Below are 21,548 nucleotides of genomic sequence, written 5' to 3'. Positions count from 1 at the left end.
GCCCGGCTATGGCGGCGATAGCCAAAGCCCTTTGCGGCCCTGCCGCCGACCCCCTCAACCCCCTCGATAGAACATGAACGAAGGCCACCCCGTCCAGGCCCTGTGGTGCGATCCCGCCGACGGCGTCGTCGCGCGGATCGTGCGCGCGCTCGACGAGCGCCAGCTGCATGCGGCGCGCACCGTGGTGCTGGTGCCGTACGCGCAACTGATGGCGGTTGCGCGCGGCATGTGGGCGCGCTGCGGCAGCCCGGGCTTCGTGCCGCGCTTCGAGACCACGCACAACTGGGCGCGCAGCGCGGGCGGCTTCCTGCCGTCCGGCTACGACATCGCCTTCGACATGGCGCGCGACCTGGTCACGGCGCAGGGCCTGCTCGCGCAGTCGGGCTTCCAGGCCGAACGCTTCGCGCTCGCGGGGCGCGTGGTCGAGCTGGCCTACCAGCTGGCGCCGCTGGCATCCGCCGTGGCGCCTGAGGTGCGCGGCAGCGACTGGGCCCAGGGGGCGTCCAAGGTGGCCGATGCCGGCAGCGAGTCGGAGTGGTTCCGCATCGAGAGCGCGCTGATCCGCGTCGCCGTGGCCTGGGCCGCGAACTCGGGCTATGCAACCGACGTGCTGCTGCGCGACGCGGCGCGCACCCAGGTCGATGCGCTGATCGTGCTCGAAGGCTTCCAGACCGATCCGCTGACGCAGGCCTTGTGCGCGCTGTGGGGTGACCGCGCGATCCGCATCCCGCTCGTGCCCGCCGACGCCCCGCCGTCTGCGGCCCACGCGCACGTGGCGCTCGACCCCGAGGACGAGGCCCAGCTGGCCGCCGCCTGCGTGCTGCAGCACCTGGCCGAGGGCCGCGCGCCCGTCGCGCTCGTCGCCACCGACCGCGCGCTCACCCGCCGCATCAGCGCGCAGCTGAGCACCCAGGGCATCGTCACGCACGACGAAACCGGCTGGAAGCTCTCCACCACGCGCGCCGCCGCCACGCTGATGAGCGCACTGCGTGCCTGCGCACACGACGCCGCCACCGACCAGGTGCTCGAGTGGCTCAAGAGCGGCGCTGAGGTCGATGTGTTCGCCGTGCAGTCGCTCGAAATGCGCTTGCGGCGCGAAGGCGTGCGCGACTGGCAGGCCTGGTGCGCGTTGATCGCGCGCAGCGACAAGCCGCAGGACGAAGGCCTGCGCGCCTTCACCGCCACCATCGAAACCCGCCGCGCCCCGATGGCGCGCGCGCGCTCCCTGGCCGACTGGCACCGCGCGCTGCGCGAGCTGTTGACGGCCGGCGAGCAGTGGGACGCGCTCGCCGCCGACTTTGCGGGCGCCAAGGTGATCGCCGCCCTCTGGCTCGATGCTGACGCGCACGGCGAGGAAGACGAGTTCCCCGGCGGGCGCCACAGCCTGGCCGAGTTCACGGCCTGGGCGCGTGACGTGCTCGAAGACGCCAGCTTCGTGCCGCCCGCCGGCGACGAGGCGCCCAAGGTCTCCGTGCTGCCGATGTACCAGCTGCTGGGCCGCGTCTTCGGCGCCGTCGTCATTCCCGGCTGCGACGACCGCCGCATGCCCGCGTCGCCCGAGCCGCCGGGCAACTGGAGCGCGGCGCAGCGCCTCGACCTGGGGCTGGCCTCGCGCGAGGTGCTGGAGGCCGCACAGCGCGCGGCCTGGGCCATGGCCACGCGCAACCCGAACTGCGACCTGGTCTGGCGCCATTCCGACGCCAGCGGCGAGCCCGTGCGCCCGAGCCCGCTGGTGCAGGCCCTGCAGCTCGCGCACGCATTGCAGTCGGGCGTCGATCCGCGCACGCCGCGCGACGTCGCCGTCACGCCGACCCTGCGGCCCACGCCCTCGGGCGCGCTGCTGCCGCTCACGAATGTGTCGACCAGCGTCTACGAAGACCTGCGCCGCTGTCCCTATCGCTTCTTCGCGCTGCGCCAGTTGGGCCTGCGCACCGCCGACGAGCTCGATGCCGAGGTCGACAAGCGCGACTTCGGCAACTGGCTGCACGCGGTGCTCGGCCAGTTTCACGAGACCCTGCGCGACGCGCCGACAAGCGATGCGCAAGTGCGCGCCACGCTGCTCGCCGACACCGCGCGCGATGTCACGCAGACGCTCGGCTACTCCGATGCCGAGTTCCTGCCGTTCGCCGCGGCGTGGCCGGCGGTGCGCGACGGGTATCTCGAATGGCTCGCGAAACATGAAGCAGACGGGGCGGTCTTCGTCGAGGCCGAGCCGTGGAAGGAGCAGCCCCTGGGCACCCTGCGGCTGGTCGGCCGGCTCGACCGAGTCGATCGCACGGCCGACGGCCAGCCCTTCGTGATCGACTACAAGACCGAGACCGCCTCCGTCACCAAGGAGCGCGTGAAGGACCCGACCGAGGACACGCAGCTCGCTTTCTATGCCGCGCTGGTGGCCGATGACACCTTGCGTGCGGCCTACGTCAACGTGGGCGAGAAGTCGTCCGGCACGCAGACCGTCGAGCAGCCCGCCGTGGTCGAGGCGCGCGATGCGCTGGTCGCCGGCATCATCGACGACTTCGCACGCATCGCGCAGGGCGCGCCGCTGCCGCCGCTGGGCGAGGGCAGCGTCTGCGATTTCTGCGCCGCACGCGGCCTGTGCCGCAAGGATTTCTGGGAGGTCACGCCATGAACGGCGCTGCCTACGAACACAACGGCCGGCACGTCGCGCGCGAGGCCTTCTACACCGTCGCCTGCGATCCGCGGCGCTCGGTCGCGGTCGAAGCCTGTGCGGGCGCCGGCAAGACCTGGATGCTGGTGTCGCGCATCGTGCGCGCGCTGCTCGAAGAGGGCGATTCAGCCTGCGAGCCGCACGAGATCCTGGCCATCACCTTCACCAAGAAGGCCGCCGGCGAAATGCGCGAGCGGCTCGACCAGTGGCTCGCGCTGTTCGCCGAGCTCGATCCGGCCGCGTCGCAACGCGAGCTCGTGATGCGCGGCATGACCCCCGAGGCCGCGCAGGCGGCCGTGCCGCGCCTGCAGGGGCTCTACCGGCGCCTGCTCGAAGGTGGGCGCCCGGTGCAGTTCCGCACCTTCCACGCATGGTTCGCGGGCCTGCTGCGCAACGCGCCGCTCGCCGTGCTGCGCGAGCTGGGGCTGCCCGCGAACTACGAGCTGCTCGAAGACGATGCCGAGGCGCGCAACCACACCTGGCGTCCGTTCTTCGAGGCCGTGACCGGCGATGCGCGCGCGCTGGCCGACTACTACGCCGTCGTCGCCACGCACGGCCGCTCGCAGACGGCGAAGGCGCTGGGCGAGGCGCTGTCGAAGCGGGTCGAGTTCTCGCTGTCCGATCCCCAGGATGCCGTGACGCCGTTCGACGTGCTGTACCCGGCCCTGCAGGGGCTGGAGGTGCCGACCGACGCGCTGCGCGGCGAGGCCGTGCGCCGCCGCTGGCTCGACCGCGCCGCCGCCCTCGGCCGCGAGGCCAACAAGACACCGCAGAAGGCGGCCGAAGCCATCATCGACGTGTTCGGCACGGGCGAGCCCGCACCCGAAACGCTGGCCGATGCGCTCGCCGTGCTGCGCAAGACCTTCTTCGTTGCCAGTGAAGACCGGCTTACCAAGAACCTGCAGAAATTCCCTGCCGCGCAAGAGGCCGAGACCGAACTGCAGCTGCTGTGCGCCGCGCAGGCCCAGCACGCGGCATGGCTGTACCAGCAGCGCATGACACGGCTCACGCGCCTGCTGATCACCGCCTTCGGCGAGGTCAAGCGCGCGCACGGCTGGGTCGACATGAACGACGTCGAGCAGGCCGCGCAGCTGCTCTTGGGCCAGTCGGCGCTGTCGGGCTGGGTGCAGGAGCGACTTGACGCGCGCGTCGCGCACCTGCTGATCGACGAGTTCCAGGACACCAACCCACTGCAGTGGCAGGCACTCTACGGATGGCTCAGCGCCTACACGGGCGCGGGCGGCAGTGCGCCGCGCGTGTTCATCGTGGGCGACCCCAAGCAGAGCATCTACCGCTTCCGCCGCGCCGAGCCGCAGGTGTTCATCGCCGCCAAGAAGTTCGTGCGCGAAGGGCTCGGCGGCGAACTGCTCAACTGCGACCACACGCACCGCAACGCGCGTGCCGTGGTGGGCCTCGTCAACAGCGCGATGCTGGCCGCGCAGGCGGCCGGCGAGTTCGACGGCTACCGCGCCCACACCACCGAGCGCGGCGACGACGGCGAGCTGCTGAAGCTGCCCGCCATCGACCGCGACGCGCTCGACACCACGGTGGCCGCCGCGCCGGCCGACGACGGCATGCTGCACTGGCGCGACAGCCTCGTCATGCCGCGCGTGCTGCCCGAAGAACAGCTGCTGCAGAAGGAATGCGAGCAGGCTGCGCGCTGGGTCGCGCAGCGCATCGCCGACGGCACGCCGCCGCGCCAGATCATGGTGCTGGCGCGCCGCCGCAGCCGCTTGTCGGCCATGCAGGATGCGCTGCGCCGCCGCCACATTCCCGTGCAGCAGCCCGAGAAGAACGACCTGAACGACGCGCCCGAGGTGCAGGACGTGGTCGCGCTGCTCGACGCGCTGGTGTCGCCCGCGCACGACCTGTCGCTGGCGCGTGCACTCAAGTCGCCGCTGTTCGGCATCGACGACGACACGCTGGTGCAACTGGCGCGCTGCCAGCGCGAGACGCCGGTGGCCAGCTGGTTCTCGCTGATCCAGAAGGGCGAAGGCCTGCCGACCGTGCTGACCGAGGCGGGCGTGCAGTTGCGCCGCTGGCAGCGCTGGCTGATGGCGATGCCGCCGCACGACGCACTGGACGCGATCTTTCACGACGGCGACGTGCTCGCGAAGTTCGGCGCCGCGGTGCCGGCGGCCTTGCGCCAGAGTGCGCTGGCCAACCTGCGCGGGCTGGTCGCTGCCTCGCTCGACATCGACGGTGCGCGCTTCGCGACGCCTTATGCCCTGGTGCGGGCCTTGCGCGCGGGCGGCGTGCGTGCGCCCACCGTGGCCGCGCCCGAGGCGGTGCAGCTGCTGACCGTGCACGGTGCCAAGGGCCTCGAAGCCGACACCGTGCTGATGCTCGACTGCGATGCCCCGCCGCCGCGCGCGCAGACCATGGGCGTGCTGGTCGAGTGGAAGGGCAGCGACAGCGCGCCCACGCGCTTCGTGTTCCTGGCCAGCGAGAAGACCCCGCCGGCCTGCGCCGCCGCGCTGCTCGAGGAGGAGCAGCGCGCGCGCCACCGCGAAGAACTCAACGGGCTCTACGTGGCGACCACGCGGGCGCGCGAGCGGCTGGTGCTGTCGTCGGTGAAGCCGTCGCGCGCCAACGAGGGCAGCTGGTGGGCGCGGCTGGAGCCGCTGTGCGAGCCGACCGAGGCCGACGAGCCGCTGATCGAGGCCTCTGCCACCGGCGAGACCGGGGTGAGCACCTTCGCGATGAAGCGCCTGCCCGCACCGCTCGTGGCTGCAATCGGTGCGCCGCCCGAAAAGAAAAAGGCACAAGACGCCACGGTCGACGCGCGCGCCGCCGCGTTCGGCCAGGCCATGCACCGGCTGCTCGAATGGGCGGTGCCCGGCGAAGCCTTGCCACCGGCCCATGTGCGGGCGGCCGCGCGCGAATTCATGCTCGATCCGCAGCAGGCACGTGGCGCCGCGGCGCTGGCCCAGCGCATCCGCGCGGGTGCCGGTGCCTGGGTGTGGGACGATCGCAGCATCGACTGGCATGGCAATGAAGTCACGCTGGTCCACGAGGGCGATACCTTGCGCATCGACCGGCTGGTGCGCGAGCGCGCCACCGGCGCATGGTGGATCCTCGACTACAAATCGGCCGCGCGCCCCGAACGGGACGCGGCCCTGATCGCACAGATGCAGCGCTACCGCGCTGCCGTGCAACATGCCTACCCCGGTGCCACGGTGCGCGCCGCGTTCCTGACCGGGCAGGGCGAACTGGTGAATCTCGAATGACTGTTTCTTCTACCGTCGCTGTCATCGGCGGCGGACCTGCCGGCCTGATGGCGGCCGAAGTACTGAGCGCGTCCGGCGCGCAGGTGCACGTGTACGACGCGATGCCCTCGGTGGGCCGCAAGTTTTTGCTGGCCGGCCGCGGCGGCCTCAACCTCACGCACTCGGAGCCCTTCGAGGTGTTCGTGACCCGCTTCGGCGAGCGCCGCGCGCAACTCGAGCCGTTGCTCGCGGTTTTCGGTCCGCAACAGGCCCGCGAGTGGGCGGCCGGGCTGGGCATCGAGACCTTCGTCGGCACCTCGGGCCGCGTGTTCCCGACCGACATGAAGGCCGCGCCCTTGCTGCGCGCCTGGCTGCATCGCCTGCGCGCCGCGGGCGTGCAGTTCCACATGCGGCATCGCTGGGTGGGCGACGCGGCCTTCGATGCGAACGCGCTGCGCTTCGCGACGCCGGCGGGCGAGGTCACCGCCAAGGCCGATGCCGTGGTGCTGGCCCTGGGCGGCGCGAGCTGGGCGCGCCTGGGCTCCGACGGCGCATGGGCGCCGTGGCTGCAGGCACAAGGCGTGGCGGTGGCGCCGTTGCTGCCGGCCAATTGCGGCTTCGACGGCGCAGGCTGGAGCGAGCATTTTTCAAGCCGCTTTGCAGGGCAGCCCTTCAAGTCGGTCGCGATCGCTTTCACCGACAGCCAGGGGCGGCACTTCGGGCGCAAGGGCGAGTTCGTTGCTACGGCCACCGGCATCGAAGGCAGCCTGGTCTACGCGGCGTCGGCGCTGCTGCGCGACGAGATTGCAGCGAACGGCAGTGCGACGCTGCTGCTCGACCTGCTGCCAGACCGCAGCGCCGAACAGGTGCTCGCCGCGGTGAAGCATCCGCGCGGCGCGCGTTCGCTGAGCAGCCACCTCAAGAGCCGTCTCGGCATCGAGGGCATCAAGGCGGGCGTGCTGCACGAAGCGCTGAGCAAGGATGCGATGCAGGACCCGGTGCAGCTGGCGGCCACCATCAAGGCGGTGCCACTGAAGCTGGTCGCGACGCGGCCGGTCGACGAGGCGATCAGCACGGCGGGCGGCGTGCGCTTCGATGCGCTCGATCCGGCCCTGATGGCGACGGCGCTGCCCGGCGTGTTCGCGGCAGGGGAGATGCTCGATTGGGAAGCGCCGACCGGCGGCTACCTGCTCACGGCGGCGATGGCCAGCGGCGCGGCTGCGGCGCGCGGCGCGATCCAGCGGCTGGGTCTTTGACGGAAGGCGCGCTCAGCGTGAGCGCGCGCACGGCCAGAAGAACACCTGCTCGGGGTCGTCCGCATCGAGGTTCTCGATGTGGCCGCTCTCCCTGAACCCGGCTTCTTTCAGTAGCGAGTGCATCGCCGCGTTGGAGCGGTTCGTGGAAGTGAAGAGCTTGGGTCGTTCGCAGATCGACTGGAAGTGATCGACGAGTTGCAGGCCGAACCGCTTGCGGCGAAATTGCTCGCCGACCATGAGCATCTCGATGAAGCCGCAGTCGAAGAAGTGGTGGTGCAGGACGCCGTAGGCGGCGATCTCGCCATTCGTCTCGATCACATGGCAGAAGCGATCTTCGATCCAGCCTTTGATCTGCACGGCGCGGCGCGCATTGTGTGCGGCCACGGTGTCGAGGCGCACCAACGCTTCGAGATCGCTGATGCGGGCGGGCCGGATGTCCAAGTTCATGGATGGCTGCGCGAAGTTCTGGGAATTTGAGGTGTCCGGGGTCGGTAACCCCTGGACACGGCGCGTAAGTTCTCTGCAAAGGAACTCACGGCTTCTGGATGTTAGGTTGACGAGCCTTACCCCTGGCACTGACTACGCAGTTAGGGCTGCTTGGTTCCCCACCTGACCCGGTTGGCCACTTCACCATGCAGGGAGGCCCGTCAGCCTGCATTCTAACCGCGCGGATTTGCCCCCTTGGCCGGGGCGTGAATCATTTCGACGGCGGATGGGAAACAAGCGTGAAGTGACCCCCGTCGCGCCTTTTAGAATGCCCGCAATGTCTTATCTCGTGCTCGCTCGCAAGTTCCGTCCGAAAACCTTCGGTGAGATGGTCGGTCAGGGGCATGTGGTCCAGGCGCTGGAAAACGCGCTGACGACGCAGCGCCTGCACCACGCCTATCTGTTCACCGGGACGCGGGGCGTGGGCAAGACCACGGTGTCGCGCATCCTGGCCAAGTCGCTCAACTGCCAGGGCCCGGACGGGCAGGGCGGCATCACGGCCACGCCCTGCGGCGTGTGCCAGGCCTGCCAGGACATCGATTCGGGCCGCTTCGTCGACTACACCGAACTCGACGCGGCCTCCAACCGCGGCGTGGACGAAGTGCAGTCGCTGCTCGAACAGGCGGTCTACAAGCCGGTGCAGGGGCGCTTCAAGGTCTTCATGATCGACGAAGTGCACATGCTCACGAACACCGCGTTCAACGCGATGCTCAAGACGCTCGAGGAGCCGCCCGAGTACCTCAAGTTCGTGCTGGCCACGACCGATCCGCAGAAGGTGCCGGTCACGGTGCTGTCGCGCTGCCTGCAGTTCAACCTGCGGCCGATGGCGCCCGAGACGGTGCTCGAACACCTCACCAGCGTGCTGCAGACCGAGCAGGTGCCGGCCGAGCCGCAGGCGCTGCGCCTGCTGGCGCGCGCGGCGCGCGGCTCGATGCGCGACGCGCTCTCGCTCACCGACCAGGCCATCGCCTTCGGCAACGGCGAGCTGCTCGAGACCGGCGTGCGCCAGATGCTCGGCAGCGTCGATCGCGGCCATGTGTTCCGCCTGATCGAGGCGCTCGCACAAGGCGACGGCAAGACCGTGGTCGACACCTCCGAGGCGCTGCGTCGCGACGGCATGTCCGCCGCGTCCACGCTCGAAGAAATGACGGCGGTGCTGCAGGCCATGGCCGTGCTGCAGGCCGTGCCCTCGCGCGCCGAATCGGCCGACGCGGCCACCGACCCCGATGCGGCCGACACGGCGCGCCTGGCGTCGCTGATGCCTGCCGACGAAACGCAGCTGCTGTACAGCCTGTGCCTGCATGGGCGCGGCGAGCTGGGCCTGGCGCCCGACGAGTACGCGGCGCTGACCATGGTGCTGTTGCGGCTGCTGGCCTTCAAGCCCTCCCACGCGGCCGCCTCGACGGCCTCCACGGAAAAAAAAACTCTGAATGACGCCGGCGGCACCGCGCCGCGGGCTCCCGCGCGCGAAGCCCCCCCGGTTTCCCGGCCTTCGGTACCCGATCCGGCACCCACCGCCGCGCCTTCGCAACCTCCCGCGCAGCCCGCGCCAGCCGGCCAGCGGCTCGCGGTGGTCGATGCCCCGCAGCGCCAGCCCATGCCCCGGCCTGCCCCGCAGGAGGCGTCCGACGCGCCTGCGGCCCATGTGGTCGGCGTGCCGATCCGCGTGCAGCCACCACCCGGCCAGCGCGACGTGCCGCGCGAAGAAGAACAGCGCAGCACCTACACCCCGATCCCGCCGAGCGAAGAGGGCGACTTCTGGCATGCCACGGTCATGCAGCTCGTCGCCGCCGAAAGCGTCGCGGCACTGGCGCGCGAGCTTGCGCTGCAGTCGCAGCTGGTGGCGCGCGACACCGACCAGTGGATGCTGCGCATCGAGCGTGAAACCCTCAACCAGCCGTCCAGCCGCGAGAAGCTCACGGCGGCGCTGCAGGGCCTCGGCCACAATGTGAGGCTGGCCATCGAGATCGGCGGCGTGGTCGACAGCCCGGCGCGCCGCAACAAGCAGGCGGCCGACGAGCGCCAGCGGGTGGCCGAGGAAGCCATCCGCAGCGACCCCGAGGTGCAGATGCTGATGCGCGACTTCGATGCGAAGATCGTGCCCGGATCGCTGAAGCCCCTCTGAAGCCGGCGCCGCAGTCGCCGCATTTTTCGACCCGTATTCTTTCCATCACCAACCCATCACAGACAGGACCAACGATGTTCAACAAAGGACAACTGGCCGGCCTCATGAAGCAGGCGCAGGCAATGCAGGACAACCTCAAGAAGGCCCAGGAAGAACTGGCGCACATCGAGGTCGAAGGCGAGTCGGGCGCCGGTCTCGTCAAGGTCGTCATGACCTGCAAGCACGACGTCAAGCGCATCACCATCGACCCCAGCCTGCTGGCTGACGACAAGGACATGCTCGAAGACCTCGTGGCTGCCGCCTTCAACGCCGCCGTGCGCAAGGCCGAGGAAACCAGCGAGCAGAAGATGGGCAAGCTGACGGCCGGCATGCCCGGTCTCCCGCCCGGCATGAAGCTGCCGTTCTAAGCGAGGCATGGCAGACGCCAGTTCGCTCGATGCGCTGGTCGATGCGCTGCGCCGGTTGCCCGGTGTCGGCGTCAAGTCGGCCTCGCGCATGGCGTTCCATCTGCTGCAGCACGACCGCGAGGGCGCGCAGCTGCTCGCACGCGCGTTGCAGCAGGCGGCAGGCCAGGTGCGGCACTGCGAGCTGTGCAACACCTTCACCGAAGCGCCGATCTGCCATGTCTGCATGGACTCGCGGCGCGACGGCACCAAGCTGTGCGTGGTCGAGACGCCGGCCGACCAGGCCGCGCTCGAACGCACGGGCGCCTTTCGCGGCTACTACTTCGTGCTCATGGGCAAGCTCAGTCCGCTCGACGGCATCGGGCCGAAGGACATCGGCCTGCAGAAGCTGTTCGACCGCGCACGCGACGGCACGGTGAGCGAGGTCATCCTCGCGACCAACTTCACCGCCGAAGGCGAGGCCACGGCGCATGTGATCGGCGAGGCGCTCAAGCAGCACGGGCTCACCGTGACGCGCCTGGCGCGCGGCGTGCCGGCCGGCAGCGAGCTCGAGTACGTCGACCTCGGCACGATCGCGCACGCGCTGGTCGATCGCCGCTGACGCGCGGCCTGTGCAAGGCCGCGTTCGTTCTTCCCTCTTGTTGTCGTCACCATGACCTTCTCTTTGCTCACCGTCGCCTACTGGTGCGTGTTCATCGCCTGCGGCCTGCCGTACCTCGCGGCATGGATCGCGAAGGCGGGCAGCTTCGGCGTGCGCGACAACATGCATCCGCGCGACTGGGCCGCCAAGCAAAGCGGCTGGCGCGCACGCGCCAACAGCGCGCAGGCCAACAGCTTCGAAGGCCTGCCGTTCTTCATCGGCGCGGTGCTCATCGCGCACCAGCTCGGCGTGGCGCAGGCGCGGCTCGACATGCTCGCGGTGGCCTACGTGGTGCTGCGCGTGATCTATCTCGCGCTCTACATCCGCGGCGCGCCGAGCGCGCGCAGCGCGGTCTGGGCACTCGCGTTCCTGGTCAATATCGCGATACTTTTTCTGGCGCGATAGCGCCTTGGCGAAGGCTTCTCCAGGAGGCCTTCGTGCTTACGTGAAAACCCGCACGGGATGACCCCGATGCAGGCCCACAGGGCGCACGCCTAAGCTCGATTCAGTTCACCAGAATCACAGAGCCCGCAGGACCGCGCCATGCTTCATCGCAGAACCCTCATCTCCGCCTCCGCAGTCGCTGCCGCAGCGATTGCATTGCCGCGGGTCTTTGCGCAGCAGGCCAAGCTGGAGAAAACCAAGGTCTCGATCGCGGTGGGCGGCAAGGCGGCGTTCTACTACCTGCCGCTCACGATCTCCGAGCAGCTGGGCTACTTCAAGGCCGAAGGGCTCGAAGTGGAGATATCCGACTTCGCCGGCGGTGCGCGCGCATTGCAAGCGGTGGTGGGTGGCTCGGCCGATGTCTGCTCGGGCGCCTACGAGCACACGATCAACCTGCAGGCCAAGAACCAGTTCTTCCAGGCCTTCGTGCTGCAGGGCCGCGCACCGCAGATCGCGGTGGGCGTGTCGACGAAGAACATGGCGGGCTACACCGGCATCCAGGACCTCAAGGGCAAGAAGATCGGTGTCTCGGCGCCGGGCTCCTCGACCAACATGGTGGCCAACCTCGTGCTCTCGCGCGGCGGCCTCAAGGCCAGCGACGTGAGCTTCATCGGCGTGGGCGTGGCGGCCGGTGCGCTCACCGCGCTGCGCTCGGGTCAGATCGACGCCATCAGCAACACCGACCCGGTGATGACCATGCTGGAGCAGAAGGGCGACGTGAAGATCATCAGCGACACGCGCACGCTCAAGGGCACCGAGCAGGTGTTCGGCGGGCCGATGCCCGCGGCCTGCCTCTACGCGCCGATCGACTTCATCCAGAAGCACCCCAACACCTGCCAGGCGCTGGCCAACGCGATCGTGCGCGGCCTCAAGTGGCTGCAGACGGCGGGGCCGGGCGACATCATCAAGACCGTGCCCGAGACCTACCTGCTGGGCGACCGCGCGCTGTACCTCGCGTCGTTCGACAAGGTGCGCGAGTCCATCGCCACCGACGGCCTCGTGCCGGCCGAAGGGCCGAAGACGGCGCTCAACGCCATCGCGAGCTTCGACACCTCGGTCAAGGCCGACAAGATCGACCTCGCCAGGACCTACACCAACGATTTTGCAAAGCGTGCGAAAGACAGGTTCAAAGCCTGATTGCGAACGTTCAGCAACCCGGCTTCGGCCGGGTTTTTTCTTCCGGAGCGCCATGTCCGACTACGCCCTCGAACTCCTTTCCATCCGCTGCACCTTCCTTTCGAAGGACGACCCGGGCCAGCGCTACACGGCGGTGGACGACACCACGCTGCGCATCGGCGCGGGCGAGTTCGTCTCGGTGGTCGGGCCCACGGGCTGCGGCAAGTCGACGCTGCTGAACGTGGGCGCGGGGCTGCTCGAGCCGTCGTCGGGCGGCGTGAAGGTGTTCGGCCAGCCGCTCACGGGCGTGAACAAGCGCGCGGGCTACATGTTCCAGACCGAGGCGCTGATGCCGTGGCGCAGCGCCATCGACAACGTGAAGGTGGGGCTGCAGTACCGCGGCGTGCCCGACGCCGAGGCGCACGCGCAGGCCGAGGCGTGGCTGTCGCGCGTGGGCCTCACGGGCTTCGGCGACCGCTACCCGCACCAGCTCTCGGGCGGCATGCGCAAGCGCGTGGCGCTGGCGCAGACGCTGGTACTCGACCCCGACATCATCCTCATGGACGAGCCCTTCAGCGCGCTCGACGTGCAGACGCGGCAGCTGATGGAAAACGAAGTGCTCGAACTCTGGAGCGCAAAGAAGAAGGCCGTGCTCTTCATCACGCACGACCTTGACGAGGCCATTGCGATGAGCGACCGCGTGGTGGTGCTGTCGGCCGGCCCAGCGACGCGGCCGATCGGCGAGTTCGTGATCGACCTGCCGCGTCCGCGCGACGTGGCCGAGGTGCGCACGCAGCCGCGCTTCGTGGAGCTGCACCGCCAGATCTGGGAGGTGCTGCGCGACGAGGTGCTCAAGGGCTACGCGCAGCAGTTGAGGAAGGCCGCATGATGCCGCGCCTCGATGCACGCCATGCGCGCTTCTGGCAGCTCGCGCTGCTGGCCGTGATTCTGGTGCTGTGGCATGTGGCCTCGCGCAACGACCAGATCGCGTTCTTCCTCGGCCAGCCGATCGTGGTGGCGGGGCGCATCTGGAGCTGGTTCCTCCCCTTCGAGGTGCCGCCGAACCTGCTGTTTCCCGAAGGCCTGAAGGGCAACGCCGACATCTACCGCCACCTGGGCACGACGCTGCTCGAGACGGTGCTGGCCTTCGGCATCGGCACGGCGCTCGGGCTGGGCTGCGGCCTGTGGCTGGCGCTGGCGCCCACGGCGAGCCTGATCCTCGATCCCTACATCAAGGCCGCCAACTCGATGCCGCGCGTGATCCTCGCGCCGATCTTCGCGCTGTGGTTCGGCCTGGGCATCTGGAGCAAGGTGGCGCTGGCCGTCACGCTGGTGTTCTTCATCGTGTTCTTCAACGTCTACCAGGGCGTGCGCGAAGTGAGCCCGGTGGTGCTGGCCAACGCGAGGATGCTGGGCGCCAACCAGCGGCAGCTGCTGCGCACGGTGTACCTGCCCAGCGCCACGAGCTGGGTGTTCTCCAGCCTGCACACCTCCGTGGGCCTGGCCTTCGTCGGCGCGGTGGTGGGGGAGTACCTGGGGTCGGCGCGCGGCGTGGGCTACCTGATCCTGCAGGCCGAGGGCACCTTCGACGTGAACACGGTCTTTGCCGGCATCGTGGTGCTCACGGCCTTCGCGCTGGCGCTCGACGGGCTCGTGGGGCTGATCGAGAAGCGGCTCATGAAGTGGCAGCCGCGCAGCGGGGAGACTGAGAAGCTCTGAGCCGCGCGCCCAATACCTTCAGTGGGTCTGGCGCGTCTCGGTGTTGACCTGCACCAGCGCGCGTCCCGCGAAGAGGCCGCCGGACATCTCGAGCACCAGCCGTTCCTTGTCGCGGCGGCGCAGGTCGTCGATCACTTCGTCGGCTTCCTCAGGCGTGGCGCCCAGCGCGACCACGCCTTGCCGGCCGAAGGCCATCGCCGATTCGAAGGTCTCGCGGATCTGGTAGTCGACGTCGAGCTTCACGAGCTCCACCGCGTGCTCGCGGTCGAAGGCGCGCACCATCAGGTGCGCATGCGGGAACTCGGACTTCACGTGCTCCGCGATGCGCGTGGCCACGGCGCGGTTGTCGATGCACACCATGATCGCGCGGGCGTTGTGCGCGCCGGCCGCATGCAGCACGTCGGCGCGTGCGCCGTCGCCGTAGTACACCTTGAAGCCGAAGTCGGCGGCGTCGCGGATCACCTGCGTGTCGTTGTCGATGATCGAGATGGAGGCACCGCGCGCCAGCGCGCCCTGGATCGCGATCTGCCCGAAGCGGCCGAAGCCGATGACGAGCACGTTGCCGGCCAGTTCTTCGGCTTTCTCCACGCCCTCCATCGAGGCCTGCGCGGTGGGTGCGAAGCGGCGATGCACCAGCACCACCAACGGCGTGAGCGCCATCGACAGCACGACCACCGCCGTCATGTTGGCGTTGACCGTCGGGCTGATGACCTTGGCGGCGAGCGCCGACGAGAACAGCACGAAGGCGAACTCGCCGCCCTGCGCCATCAGCACCGCACGGTCGAGCGCGTCGGCAGGCGAGCTCTTGGCAAGCCGCGCCACGCCGTAGATGCACAGCGCCTTGACCACCATCATCGAGATCACGCCCGCGACGATGAGCTGCCAGTTCTGCGCCACCACCGCGAGGTCGAGCGACATGCCCACGCCGATGAAGAACAGGCCCAGCAGCAGCCCGCGGAAGGGTTCGATGTCGGCTTCGAGCTGGTGGCGGAAGGTCGATTCGGAGAGCAGCACGCCGGCCAGGAAGGCGCCCATGGCCATCGACAGGCCGCCGACCTGCATCAGCAGCGCCGCGCCCAGCACCACGAGCAGCGCCGCGGCTGTCATGACCTCGCGCGCCTTGGAGTTGGCGAGCACGCGGAACAGCGGGTTGAGCAGCCAGATGCCGGCCGCCACCAGCGCCGCGAGCGCGCCCACGGCAATGCCGATGCCGATCCAGCGCGAAGGCGCAATGGCCTGTTGCGCCGCATCCACCGGTGCGATGAAGGCGACGATGGCCAGCAGCGGCACGATCAGTAGGTCTTCGAAGAGCAGCACGGCGACGATCTTCTGGCCGCGCGGCGCGGCGATGTCGCCGCGTTCGCCGAGCAGCTGCATCACGATGGCCGTGGAGGTGAGCACGAAGCCCATCGCGCACACGAACGAGACGGCGAGCGGGAAGCCGAAGGCCATGCCCACGCCGGTCAGCAGGATGCCGCACACCACCACCTGCAGGCTGCCCAGGCCGAAGATGTCGCGCCGCATGCTCCACAGGTGCGACGGGCGCATCTCGAGCCCGATCACGAAGAGGAACATCACGACGCCGAGTTCGGCCGTGTGAAGGATGGTCTGCGGGTCGGTGAAGAGGCCGAAGCCGAAGGGCCCGATGGCCAGGCCCGCCGCCAGGTAGCCGAGCACGGAGCCCAGCCCGAGCCGCTTGAACAGCGGCACGGCCACGACGGCGGCCCCCAACAACGTGACGACCTTGATGAGATCGCCCGCGCTTCCTTCGACTGCCATGGCCTGTCCTCCTGATGTCGCCTTTCTTGTCCGGGCCCGGCACCGCCCGCCGGCAGGGCAGGGGTCAGCGCTTGCGCTTGGACGGCGTGCCGCCGCGCGGCTGGCGCACCACCGCCTGCTTGGCACTGCTGCTGCCGCGTGCGGCGGCCTTCACCGGTGCGCCGCCGCGCTTGGACGTGACCACCGCCGCGCCCCGGCCGCGCGCGGGTGCCGCGCCCGAGCCGACACGCGCCGCGGGCGTGGCGCGCACCGGCAGGTACACGACCACGCTGTAGCCGCGCTTGAAGGCGTGGTTCTGATTGACGTCGTTCCAGTCGGCCACGGCCGCGGGCTTGAGGTTGTAGCGGCGCGCGATGCTCGCCACGTTGTCCGAGCGGCCGGCCTTGACGGTGGTGCGGCGCGTGATGATCTCGGGCTGGAAGCTCAGGTGGCCGCCGTCGGCCACGACCGCCGCCACGTCTTCCTTCACGCGCGCGCCGCGCGGCACGATCAGCGTGGAGCCGGCCTTGATGAGCATGCGCGGCGGCACGTTGTTGAGCGCGCGCAGGTCCGACTCGCTCATGCCCGAGCGCTGGGCGGCGTCGGCCACCGTCATGGTGGTGGGCACGACCCAGGCGGTCCAGCTGGCGTACTGGCCCTGCGTGTAGGCGTCGAAGTTGCGCTTGAAGACCGCCGCGTTGTCCCAGGGCAGCAGGATCTCGGAAGTGCCGGCCGCGATCAGCACGGGCTTGTGGGCGGCGGGGTTGAGCGCGCGGAAGTCCTCGATGCGCACGTCGGCCAGCTTGGCCGCCAGCTCCACGTCGAGGTCGCGCGTGAGCGGCACGGTCTGGAAGTAGGGGTGGTTGGCAATCAGCGGCAGCTCGGCGTTGAAGGCCTGCGGGTTGGCCACGATGTTCTTCACGGCCTGCAGCTTGGGCACGTACAACCGGGTCTCGGCCGGCATCGACAGATCGCTGTAGGTGGTGGGCAGGCCCAGGCGTTGGTTCTTGGCGATGGCGCGTCCCACGCTGCCTTCGCCCCAGTTGTAGGCGGCGAGCGCGAGCTGCCAGTCGCCGAACATGCCGTAGAGCTTTTGCAGGTAGTCGAGCGCGGCACGGGTGGAGGCCACCACGTCGCGGCGGTCGTCGCGGAAGATGTTCTGCTTGAGGTCGAAGTCGGTGCCGGTGGCGGGCATGAACTGCCACATGCCGGCGGCGCGCGCGCTGGAGACGGCCTGCGGGTTGAAGGCACTCTCGATGTACGGCAGCAGCGCCAGCTCGGTGGGCATGTTGCGGCGCTCGAGCTCCTCGACGATGTGGAAGATGTACTTGTTCGAGCGCTCGGTCATGCGCTGGATGTAGTCGGGCCGGCTGGCGTACCACTGCTCGCGGTCGCGCACCAGGTCGCTCTCGAGGTTGGGCATCTTGAAGCCGCGGCGGATGCGGTCCCACATGTCGGCGGGCGGCGCCAGCGTGACCACGCTCTGCGAACGCGCCTGGCCGCTGGTGAGCGGGCTGAGGTTGCTGTCGCGCGGATAGACCGGGGTGGCGCTGCCCGACGGGCGGGCGCCCGTGCCGCCGGCGGAGGCGCCGGCCTTGGCGGTGGTGGAGGAAGAAGCGCTGTTGTCCGTGCCCGCGCAGCCCGCGAGTACCAGGGAGCCTGCAAGGCAGGTGGCAACGATAAATTTCATCGGAAGTCGTTTTTCCATTGGCGCAGGGCGGCGAACACCTCGGCTTCGGCGGCATCCGCGGAAAGCTCGGCATGGGCCCGCACTGCTCGAAAGACGGTGGCTTCGCGGCTGCGAAGAAAGGGGTTGATCCGGCGTTCGATCGCCAGTTGCGACGGCAGCGTGGGCTGCCCCTGTGCGCGCAGGCTTTCGCAATGCGCGTTGTAGTGAGTGAGTTCGTCGTTGCCGGGTTCCACGGCGCGGGCGAACTTCAGGTTAGCAAGTGTGTATTCGTGCGCACAGCACACGCGCGTGTCGCCGGGCAGCGCCGCCAGGGCGTCGAGCGAGGCGAGCATCTGCGCGGGCGTGCCTTCGAACAGGCGACCGCAGCCGCCGGAGAAAAGGGTGTCGCCGCAGAACAGCACGGGGGCCTGCGCGGCCGAGGCCGGCAGGAAGTAGGCGATGTGCCCGGCCGTGTGGCCCGGCACGTCGATGACCTCGAAGCGCAGGCTCAGGGCCTGTGCGATGTCGCCCTGCACCAGCGGCGTGAAAGGCTCGGGGATGCGCTCGCGCGCCGGGCCCCACACCTTCGCGCCCGTGGCCGCATGCAGCGCGGCCACGCCGCCCGTGTGATCGGGGTGGTGGTGCGTGACTAGAATCGCGGCCAGCTGCAGCTTGTGGTGCGCCAACGCATCGAACACCGGTTGGGCATCGCCCGGGTCCACCACGATGGCGTGGTGCCCGTCGTGCAGCATCCAGATGTAGTTGTCAGCAAAAGCGGGCAGCGGAACAAGGGTCATGAGCGGTCAAATTATAGGTTTGCAGGATTGGTTCGCGACCCCCCCCGGCCGCTACCTCCTGGCCTGGGAGCAGGCCCAGTTCGACGAGGCGGTGGCCGATGTTTTCGGTTACCACGCCTTGCAGCTCGGGGCCGCCGAGGTCGACGGGCTGCGCGCCAACCGCATGCCGCACCGCTGGCTGGCCCTGACCGACCCGGTGCGGGCCGGCAAGGCGACGCTGGTGACCGACTTCGCCGCCTTGCCGTTCGCGGCCAACAGCCTGGACCTCGTGGTGCTGCCGCACGCTTTGGAACTCAGTCCCGATCCGCACGCCACGCTGCGCGAGGTCGAACGCGTGCTGGTGCCCGAAGGCCGGGTGGTGATCTGCGGCCTGAACCCGACCAGCCTGTGGGGCCTGCGGCAGCGCCGCGGGCACCTGTACCGCCGGCTGGGCCTGGGCGAGACCTTCCTGCCCGAGGCCGGCGAATTCATCGGCTACTGGCGCATGCGCGACTGGCTGCGCCTGCTGAGCTTCGAGGTGGAGTCGGGCCGTTTCGGCATCTACCGGCCGGCGGTGCGCAGCGACGCCTGGCTGGAGCGTTCGCGCTGGATGGACGCCGCCGGCGAGCGCTGGTGGCCGATCTTCGGCGCCGCCTACTTCCTGGTGGCGGTGAAGCGCGTGCGCGGCATGCGCCTGCTGAGCGCCGACTGGCGCCGCAGTGGCGCGCGGGCGACGGCGCCGGTGCCCATCGCGGGCAAGGTGCACCGCAGCAAGCAGTGAACGAACGAATCCATGGACGCGGGCGGCATCGCCCGCATGACGCTAGAGAAAAAAGGAACAGTCAGTTTGAACGAAGTCGTGATCTACACCGATGGCGCGTGCAAGGGCAACCCGGGACCGGGCGGCTGGGGCGCGTGGCTCAAGTCGGGCCCCACCGAGAAGGAACTGTTCGGCGGTGAACTCAACACCACCAACAACCGCATGGAACTCACGGCCGTGATCGAAGGGCTGGCCGCGCTCAAGCGGCCCTGCAAGGTGCTGCTGTACCTGGACAGCCAGTACGTGCGCATGGGCATCACCGAGTGGATTCGCGGCTGGAAGGCCAAGGGCTGGCTCACCTCGACCAAGCAGCCCGTGAAGAACGTCGAGCTCTGGCAGAAGCTCGACAAGCTGGTGTCCGAGGGCGGCCACCAGATCGAGTGGCGCTGGGTCAAGGGCCACTCGGGCGACCCGGGCAACGAGCGGGCCGACATGCTGGCCAACAAGGGCGTGGACAAGGCCTTGGGCCGGATCTGACCCTCAGCGGCAGGGCCAGGGGCTAGATCAGCCCTTCGAATACCATCACGTCGACCTCTTGCCCGGCGTCGACATGGCCCTGCTCGTGAGGCAGCACCACGAGCCCGTTGGCCTCGAGCATCGAACTCAGCACGCCCGACCCCTGGTGCGCCGCCACCCGCACCTCGGGCAATGACCCCGGCACCTGGCGCACGACGCCGCGCTGGTACTCGGTGCGCCCCGGCTTCTTGCGGATGGGCCCCGCGCTGCGCGCGCGCAGCAGCGGCGGCGGGGCGCAGGCCGCGTCGTGGCAGCCCATCAGCCGCAGCAGCGCCGGCCGCACGAAGGCCAGGAAGGCGACCATCGCCGCCACCGGATTGCCCGGCAGGCCGAACAGCACGGCCGACGTGGCCGTGGCCTCGCGCGGACGCGGAATCAGCCCCACCGCCAGCGGCCGCCCGGGCCGCATCGCGACCCGCCAGAAGGCCATGTCGCCCAGTTGCTGCATCACGTCGCGTGTGTGGTCGGCCGCGCCCGCGCTCACGCCGCCGCTGGTGACGATGGCATCGGCCTCGTGCGCCGCGCGCTGCAGCGTGGTGGCGAGCGTGGCGGGGTCGTCGTGCACCAGGCCGAGGTCGACCACCTCGCAGCCCAGCCGCGTGAGCAGGCCGAACAGGGTGTAGCGGTTGCTGTCGTACACGGCGCCTTCGCGCGGCGTGTCGCCCAGGCAGAGGATTTCGTCGCCGGTCGAAAAGTACGCCACGCGCAGCCGACGCCGCACGGTCACGCGCGCCAGGCCGAGGCTGGCGACCATGCCGAGCGCGGCCGGCGACAGGCGCTCGCCGCGCCGCAGCGCCGGCTGGCCTTGCATCAGGTCTTCGCCGGCCAGGCGCCGGTTGTCGCCGCGGCCCAGCACGCGGGCCGGAAAGCAGACCTGGTCGCCGTCGACCTTGCAGAACTCCTGCGGGATCACGGTGTCCAGGCCGACCGGCATCATCGCGCCGGTCATGATGCGCACCGCGTCGTGCGGCCCGAGCGCGCCGCGCCAGGCCGAGCCGGCCAGCGCCGTGCCCGCCACGCGCAGCGTGAGCGAATGGTCGATGGGCGCATCGGCCGGCAGCAGCGCGCCATCGAAGGCGTAGCCGTCCATGGCGGAGTTGTCGTGCGGCGGCACGCTCACGGGCGAAACGAGGTCGTCGGCCAGCACGCGGCCGAGCGCGTCGCGCAGCGCGACCTCTTCGGCGTCGGCCACGGCCAGCGGCGCGACGAGGCGCGCGAGAAAGGCGGCGACGGTGTCGACGTCGAGGTCGCCCGCGTCGTAGTCCGCGAGGTCGGCGGCGATGGCGGCGATGCGGCTCATGGCTGTTCGAGCGTCTGCAGGTCGGCCAGCGTGTTCGCGTTGAAGAAGGCGTCGGGCGCGTCGCCGGGGCGGTCGAAGGGAACGGTCAGGGCGTTGTGCTGCGCGGTCCAGGCGCCGACCTTGCGGCCGCCTTCCTCGACAAAGCGGCGCAGGCTGTCGCGCAGTTCGATGTGCAGCAGGCAGAACACCGGCTGGCGACGCAGCACCGTGCGGCCGTCGGCCTCGGTTTCAGGCGCGGCGGCCATGGCGATGCGCGCGTGGGGGCCCTCGGCGGCCAAGGCTTCGGCCAGCCGCGCCGCCAGGTCGGGCGGAAAGCGCGGCGTGTCGCAGGGCACGGTGAGCAGCCAGGGCGTGGGGCAGTGTTCGAGCCCGCTCAGCATGCCGGCCAGCGGCCCGGGGTGGTCGGGCACGCTGTCGGCGAACACGGGCACGCCCAGCGCTTCGTAGGCGGCGAAGTTCCGGTTGGCATTGATCAGTACGCGGCCGACCTGCGGGCGCAGCCGCCGCACGGCATGTGCGGCGAGCACTTCGCCCTGGAGCAGTTGCAGGCCCTTGTCGACTCCGCCCATGCGGGTGCCGCGCCCGCCGGCGAGCACGAGGCCCGTGATGTCGGCCGCTGCGATGGCCGGTGCGGTACCCATG

The 21,548-nt window shown here is 69.9% G+C and carries 18 protein-coding genes and 1 other RNA gene; 12 read left to right on the top strand and 7 right to left on the bottom strand.

The window, feature by feature from the left end:
• Window positions 1–73: 73 nt before the first annotated feature.
• From AC1RL8_RS04260 to AC1RL8_RS04250, 3 genes are read left to right on the top strand one after another with little or no spacing between them, the layout of a single operon-like run.
• Window positions 74–2,629 (top strand): PD-(D/E)XK nuclease family protein, encoded by a 2,556-nt coding sequence (locus tag AC1RL8_RS04260; protein WP_492683994.1) that lies wholly within the window; start codon window positions 74–76, stop codon window positions 2,627–2,629.
• A complete protein-coding gene (locus AC1RL8_RS04255) occupies window positions 2,626–5,898 on the top strand; it encodes a UvrD-helicase domain-containing protein (RefSeq protein WP_492683993.1) in 3,273 nt (1,090 codons plus the stop codon). The genes AC1RL8_RS04260 and AC1RL8_RS04255 overlap by 4 nt, the downstream gene beginning before the upstream one ends.
• Window positions 5,895–7,133, top strand: coding sequence for a TIGR03862 family flavoprotein (locus AC1RL8_RS04250; RefSeq protein ID WP_492683992.1), 1,239 nt, complete (start codon window positions 5,895–5,897; stop codon window positions 7,131–7,133). The genes AC1RL8_RS04255 and AC1RL8_RS04250 overlap by 4 nt, the downstream gene beginning before the upstream one ends.
• A gap of 12 nt (window positions 7,134–7,145) precedes the next feature.
• Here the strand turns inward: AC1RL8_RS04250 and AC1RL8_RS04245 are convergent, their stop codons facing one another.
• Window positions 7,146–7,574 (bottom strand): GNAT family N-acetyltransferase, encoded by a 429-nt coding sequence (locus AC1RL8_RS04245; RefSeq protein WP_492683991.1) that lies wholly within the window; start codon window positions 7,572–7,574, stop codon window positions 7,146–7,148.
• A 111-nt stretch (window positions 7,575–7,685) separates the two neighbouring features.
• Window positions 7,686–7,782, bottom strand: an RNA gene (gene ffs / locus AC1RL8_RS04240) — signal recognition particle sRNA small type.
• A 114-nt stretch (window positions 7,783–7,896) separates the two neighbouring features.
• On the opposite strand from ffs, the gene dnaX reads away from it, so the two are divergent.
• From dnaX to AC1RL8_RS04205, 7 genes are all read left to right on the top strand, one after another.
• Window positions 7,897–9,744: a DNA polymerase III subunit gamma/tau gene (gene dnaX, locus AC1RL8_RS04235; RefSeq protein WP_492683990.1), complete on the top strand. Its 1,848-nt coding sequence runs from the start codon at window positions 7,897–7,899 to the stop codon at window positions 9,742–9,744.
• A 74-nt stretch (window positions 9,745–9,818) separates the two neighbouring features.
• Window positions 9,819–10,151 carry a YbaB/EbfC family nucleoid-associated protein gene (locus AC1RL8_RS04230; RefSeq protein WP_007836669.1) on the top strand — a complete coding sequence of 111 codons (333 nt, stop codon included), beginning with the start codon at window positions 9,819–9,821 and terminating at the stop codon, window positions 10,149–10,151.
• 7 nt (window positions 10,152–10,158) lie between these two features.
• Entirely contained in the window at window positions 10,159–10,749 is a 591-nt protein-coding gene (gene recR, locus AC1RL8_RS04225) for a recombination mediator RecR (protein WP_062473120.1), read from the top strand.
• 51 nt (window positions 10,750–10,800) lie between these two features.
• Entirely contained in the window at window positions 10,801–11,193 is a 393-nt protein-coding gene (locus tag AC1RL8_RS04220; protein ID WP_062473118.1) for an MAPEG family protein, read from the top strand.
• 138 nt (window positions 11,194–11,331) lie between these two features.
• Window positions 11,332–12,369 carry an ABC transporter substrate-binding protein gene (locus tag AC1RL8_RS04215; RefSeq protein ID WP_062473116.1) on the top strand — a complete coding sequence of 346 codons (1,038 nt, stop codon included), beginning with the start codon at window positions 11,332–11,334 and terminating at the stop codon, window positions 12,367–12,369.
• A 52-nt stretch (window positions 12,370–12,421) separates the two neighbouring features.
• The gene (locus AC1RL8_RS04210; protein ID WP_307586782.1) at window positions 12,422–13,237 is read left to right on the top strand and encodes an ABC transporter ATP-binding protein; all 816 of its coding nucleotides are present in this window, start codon (window positions 12,422–12,424) and stop codon (window positions 13,235–13,237) included.
• Window positions 13,234–14,067: an ABC transporter permease gene (locus AC1RL8_RS04205; protein WP_492683988.1), complete on the top strand. Its 834-nt coding sequence runs from the start codon at window positions 13,234–13,236 to the stop codon at window positions 14,065–14,067. Before AC1RL8_RS04210 ends, AC1RL8_RS04205 begins: the two co-directional genes overlap by 4 nt.
• 18 nt (window positions 14,068–14,085) lie before the next feature.
• On the opposite strand, the gene AC1RL8_RS04200 is transcribed toward AC1RL8_RS04205, so the two are convergent.
• From AC1RL8_RS04200 to gloB, 3 genes are all read right to left on the bottom strand, one after another.
• Window positions 14,086–15,846 carry a monovalent cation:proton antiporter-2 (CPA2) family protein gene (locus AC1RL8_RS04200; protein WP_492683987.1) on the bottom strand — a complete coding sequence of 587 codons (1,761 nt, stop codon included), beginning with the start codon at window positions 15,844–15,846 and terminating at the stop codon, window positions 14,086–14,088.
• Between the two features lie 64 nt (window positions 15,847–15,910).
• Window positions 15,911–17,515 carry a transglycosylase SLT domain-containing protein gene (locus AC1RL8_RS04195; RefSeq protein WP_307635632.1) on the bottom strand — a complete coding sequence of 535 codons (1,605 nt, stop codon included), beginning with the start codon at window positions 17,513–17,515 and terminating at the stop codon, window positions 15,911–15,913.
• A complete protein-coding gene (gene gloB, locus AC1RL8_RS04190) occupies window positions 17,512–18,291 on the bottom strand; it encodes a hydroxyacylglutathione hydrolase (protein WP_492683986.1) in 780 nt (259 codons plus the stop codon). Before gloB ends, AC1RL8_RS04195 begins: the two co-directional genes overlap by 4 nt.
• On the opposite strand from gloB, the gene AC1RL8_RS04185 reads away from it, so the two are divergent.
• Together AC1RL8_RS04185 and rnhA are read left to right on the top strand one after the other, a co-directional pair.
• Window positions 18,290–19,051, top strand: coding sequence for a class I SAM-dependent methyltransferase (locus AC1RL8_RS04185; protein ID WP_223301333.1), 762 nt, complete (start codon window positions 18,290–18,292; stop codon window positions 19,049–19,051). The two genes, gloB and AC1RL8_RS04185, sit on opposite strands and share 2 nt — an antisense overlap.
• Before the next feature lie 66 nt (window positions 19,052–19,117).
• The gene (gene rnhA / locus AC1RL8_RS04180; RefSeq protein WP_095745544.1) at window positions 19,118–19,567 is read left to right on the top strand and encodes a ribonuclease HI; all 450 of its coding nucleotides are present in this window, start codon (window positions 19,118–19,120) and stop codon (window positions 19,565–19,567) included.
• 22 nt (window positions 19,568–19,589) lie between these two features.
• Here the strand turns inward: rnhA and moeA are convergent, their stop codons facing one another.
• Window positions 19,590–20,906: a molybdopterin molybdotransferase MoeA gene (moeA, locus tag AC1RL8_RS04175; RefSeq protein ID WP_492683985.1), complete on the bottom strand. Its 1,317-nt coding sequence runs from the start codon at window positions 20,904–20,906 to the stop codon at window positions 19,590–19,592.
• Window positions 20,903–21,547 carry a molybdenum cofactor guanylyltransferase MobA gene (gene mobA / locus AC1RL8_RS04170; protein ID WP_492683984.1) on the bottom strand — a complete coding sequence of 215 codons (645 nt, stop codon included), beginning with the start codon at window positions 21,545–21,547 and terminating at the stop codon, window positions 20,903–20,905. Before mobA ends, moeA begins: the two co-directional genes overlap by 4 nt.
• Between the last annotated feature and the right edge of the window lies 1 nt (window position 21,548).

The sequence above is a fragment of the Variovorax sp. GW822-FHT04E09 genome, from assembly GCF_058800845.1.
Note: the sequence above shows the minus strand (reverse complement) of the source record. Positions and strands in the feature narration are given on the sequence as shown.